At 66.7% G+C, this 3,460-nt stretch carries 4 protein-coding genes and 1 pseudogene; 1 reads left to right on the top strand and 4 read right to left on the bottom strand.

The features are described from left to right. Positions 1-268 precede the first annotated feature (268 nt). Positions 269-685 (top strand): hypothetical protein, encoded by a 417-nt coding sequence (locus FKP22_RS24530; protein WP_141290278.1) that lies wholly within the window; start codon positions 269-271, stop codon positions 683-685. Positions 686-832: 147 nt separating this feature from the next. Here the strand turns inward: FKP22_RS24530 and FKP22_RS24525 are convergent, their stop codons facing one another. The 4 genes and pseudogenes from FKP22_RS24525 to FKP22_RS24510 all read right to left on the bottom strand — a co-directional run. Then, positions 833-1,498, bottom strand: a complete 666-nt coding sequence (locus FKP22_RS24525; protein WP_231012208.1) for a pseudouridine synthase — start codon at positions 1,496-1,498, stop codon at positions 833-835. After that, on the bottom strand, positions 1,491-1,880 hold the full coding sequence (locus FKP22_RS24520; RefSeq protein WP_141290277.1) for a hypothetical protein: 390 nt from the start codon (positions 1,878-1,880) through the stop codon (positions 1,491-1,493). Before FKP22_RS24520 ends, FKP22_RS24525 begins: the two co-directional genes overlap by 8 nt. Positions 1,881-1,967: 87 nt before the next feature. Then, a complete protein-coding gene (locus FKP22_RS24515; protein WP_141290276.1) occupies positions 1,968-3,173 on the bottom strand; it encodes an ABC transporter permease in 1,206 nt (401 codons plus the stop codon). Beyond that, positions 3,173-3,460: pseudogene (locus tag FKP22_RS24510) on the bottom strand (hypothetical protein); the annotation flags it as partial. The gene FKP22_RS24515 and the pseudogene FKP22_RS24510, both read right to left, overlap by 1 nt.

Below are 3,460 nucleotides of genomic sequence, written 5' to 3'. Positions count from 1 at the left end.
TCAGCTCTCAGCCGGGAGTTCAAGGACGGGGTTTATTGATCGCTTACCTCTGACCTCGGTTGGCAGATGAGCTTCCATCAGGGCACGCCGACCGAGCTTTATGAGCAGGGTTGAAGAGTTGTTTTGGAGGACTGCATCCGGCCAGGAGCGGTCCTTCACCAAGGGGTGTTCCACAGCCTTTTTCCTGCACGATTCGCGTGCGCAAAAGTTCGGTAAGAATCGTTGACGTCTACCTGCAACACGTGCGAACCATGGAGGGATCAGCGCTATGAGTTACGACTTGATGGTCTTTGCCCCAGAAGCAGCTCCGAAAGATCGAGAAGCCTTCATGGAGTGGTACGACAGCCAGTCCGAGTGGGAGGAAGAACATTCATACGACAACCCCGAGGTTTCCGCGCCAGGGCTTCGAGCGTGGTTCCTTGAAATGATCCAATCATTTCCCGCCATGAACGGACCATTTTCCTCGGATGACCTTCCGGAAGATGAGGCGTCTGTCACTGACTACAGCGTTGGACAGTCTGTCATCTACGCCGCATTTGCCTGGTCCAAGGCCGAGCAGGCGTATGAAGCGATGTTCAGCCTCGCGGCCAAGCATGGCGTCGGTTTCTTTAACGCGAGTTCGGAGAATGCCGAAGTCTGGCTACCCGATGGCAAGGGCGCTTTGTCGCTCACACATACCGCGTGAGAGACCGCAGGAGCCGGCGGTCTCAAGTCAGTCGCGCCAGCTTCCGCTTTGGGTCGCAAGCAGCCGGTCATGGAACTCGGGGTCCCAAACGCTCATAGACGCCGAGGTGCGGTGGCAGTTGCCAGCCCCGTTGGCCTCGGAAGATGATCAAAACGGTGCGGCCGCTTCCAGTGCCAATGGCGCCCTGCTGACCGGATGCGGCAGCGTCAGCTGCCACGCATGCAGCATCAGCCGTGGTGACGCGGCGTCCACGTCTGGCGGCGCGTACAGCTCGTCGCCCAAGATGGGATGGCCGATGGCCTGCAGGTGCACGCGCAGTTGGTGCGAGCGGCCGGTGATGGGGGTGAGGAGGAGGCGGGCGGTGTTGGTGGCGGGGTCGCGCGAGAGGCAGCGCCACAGCGTGGTGGACGGGCGGCCGCGCGCCAGGTCCACCATTTGCCGCGGGCGGTTCGGCCAGTCGGCGATCAGCGGCAGGTCGATCTGGCCGTCGTCTTCCGCGGGCAGGCCGGCGACGATGGCGAGGTAGCGCTTTTCGGTTTGTCGCTGCTCGAAAGCCTGGCTCAGCGTGCGCTGGGCGGCAGCACCGCGGCCGAAGACGAGCACGCCTGAGGTGCCCATGTCCAGGCGATGCACGGTCAGCGCATCGGGGAACAGGGCCTGCACACGGGCTGCGGCGCAGTCGGCGTGCGCCGGGCCGCGGCCAGGCACGGAGAGCAGGCCGGCGGGCTTGTCGATGGCGACGAGTTGGTCGTCGGCATGCAGCACCTTCAGCTCGTCTTGCGGCGGTGCGTAGACGATGCCGCGTTCAGTCACGCTTGGGCGCGCCCGTCGCCGAGATCAGCAGCAGCACGCCGGGCAGCAGGAAGACGAGCAGGAACGGGTCCCAGCCGGTCAGCACCGCGCTGCCCACGCCGAAGCCTGTCATCGCCAGGCCGACCACGCCCATCAGCAAAGCCGACGCATGCCGGCCGCGCCAGCCGGCCCAGGCAGTCTGCAGGCACAGCAGGCCGAAGACCAGCATCGCCAGGCCGCCGAAGTGCCAGCCCATGGCCAGGCCTTGCTGCAGGTCGGCCGGCGCGTTGGCTGCCTGCAGCTTGGCCTGCATGGCCGGCCAGCCGAGCAGGGAATGGGCGGCCGAGTCGGCCAGCAGCAGCACGGCGCCCACCAGGCCCAGCGCGGCAAGCGATCGTTTCATGGCGGAGGCGGGCGCGTGAAAACGCCCGTGACAGCGAAAGGTGCCGCGATCTTAGCGACCGCGGCGCCTTCGCATGTCGCATGCCCGTCACTCGTGCCGCAGCGCCTCGATCGGGTCCAACTGCGCCGCGCGGCGGGCCGGCATGAAGCCGAAGACCACGCCGATGGCGGCGGAGAAGCCGAAGGCCAGCAGGTTCACGCCGGTGTTGAAGGCGTAGGGCACGCCCAGCAGCGAGGTCAGCCCCAGCGAGGCCAGCGTGGCCAGCACCAGGCCGACCAGGCCGCCCAGCGAGGACAGCACGACGGCCTCGATCAGGAACTGCAGCAGCACCTCGCGCTCGAACGCGCCAATGGCCAGGCGCACGCCGATCTCGCGGGTGCGCTCGGTCACGCTGACCAGCATGATGTTCATGATGCCGATGCCGCCGACCAGCAGGCTGACCGCCGCCACAGCGCCCAGCAGCGAGGTCATCAGCTGCGTGGTGCCCGAGAGCGTGGCGGCGATCTGCGCGGTGTCCAGCACGTTGAAGTTGTTCTCCTGCCCTTCCGCCAGCTTGCGGCGCTCGCGCAGCAGCGTGGTCAGGCTGGCGGTCACGGCTTCGCTGTCCACGCCATCGTCCATCGAGACCAGCAGCGTGTTGATGCGGGTGTTGCCGATCACGCGGCGCTGGGCGGTGCGCAGCGGCACGATGATGGTGTCGTCCTGGTCCATGCCCATGGCAGCCTGGCCCTTGCTCGCCAGCGTGCCGATGACCTCGCACGAGAAGCTCTTGATGCGCACCTGCTGGCCGACCGGGTCCTCGTTGTTGAAAAGCTCGCGCTTGATGGTGGCGCCGACCACGCAGACCGCAGCGCCTGCCGTCTGCTCGTCTTCATTGAAGATGCGGCCGGTGGCCAGCGTCCAGTTGCTGGCGGCGAAGTACTGGTCGTTGCTGCCGGTGATGGTGGTCGCCCAGTTCTTGCCGTTGGCGATGACGGTGACGGCAGAGCGCACCTCGGGCGCAACGGCCTTCAGGCCGGCCACTTCATCGCGGATCGCGTCCACATCGGCTTCCTGGAAGGCCGGTGCGCCGGTGCCGCCGCCCGGCCCCAGGCGCTGGCCAGGGCGGATCTGCAGCAGGTTGCTGCCCAGGCTGCTGATCTGTTCGCGCACCGCGCGCGTGGCGCCATTGCCGACCGTGACCATGGTGACCACCGCGGCCACGCCGATGACGATCCCCAGCACCGTGAGGAAGGAGCGCAGCAGGTTGCGGCGGATGGCCCGCAGAGACAACAGGAAGGTGTTGCCCCACATCAGGACTGGCCCTCGCTGAGGTTGGCAAACTGGCTGGGCGGTGCGTCATGCGGCGCCTGGTATTCGTCGCGTTCGATGCGGCCGTCGCGGAAGTGCACGATGCGCTGGGCCCAGGCGGCCATGTCCGGCTCGTGGGTGACCATCAGCACGGTGATGCCGTGTTCGCGGTTCAGCGCGCGCAGCAAGGCCATGATCTCTTCGCTGCGGGCGCTGTCGAGGTTGCCGGTGGGTTCGTCGGCCAGCAGCACTGTCGGCTGGGTGACGATGGCACGGGCAATCGCCACGCG

It is taken from the genome of Ideonella azotifigens (assembly GCF_006519715.1).
In the GTDB taxonomy this organism is placed as follows: Bacteria; Pseudomonadota; Gammaproteobacteria; order Burkholderiales; family Burkholderiaceae_C; genus Ideonella; species Ideonella azotifigens.
This window is presented reverse-complemented; position numbering and strand designations above follow the sequence as displayed.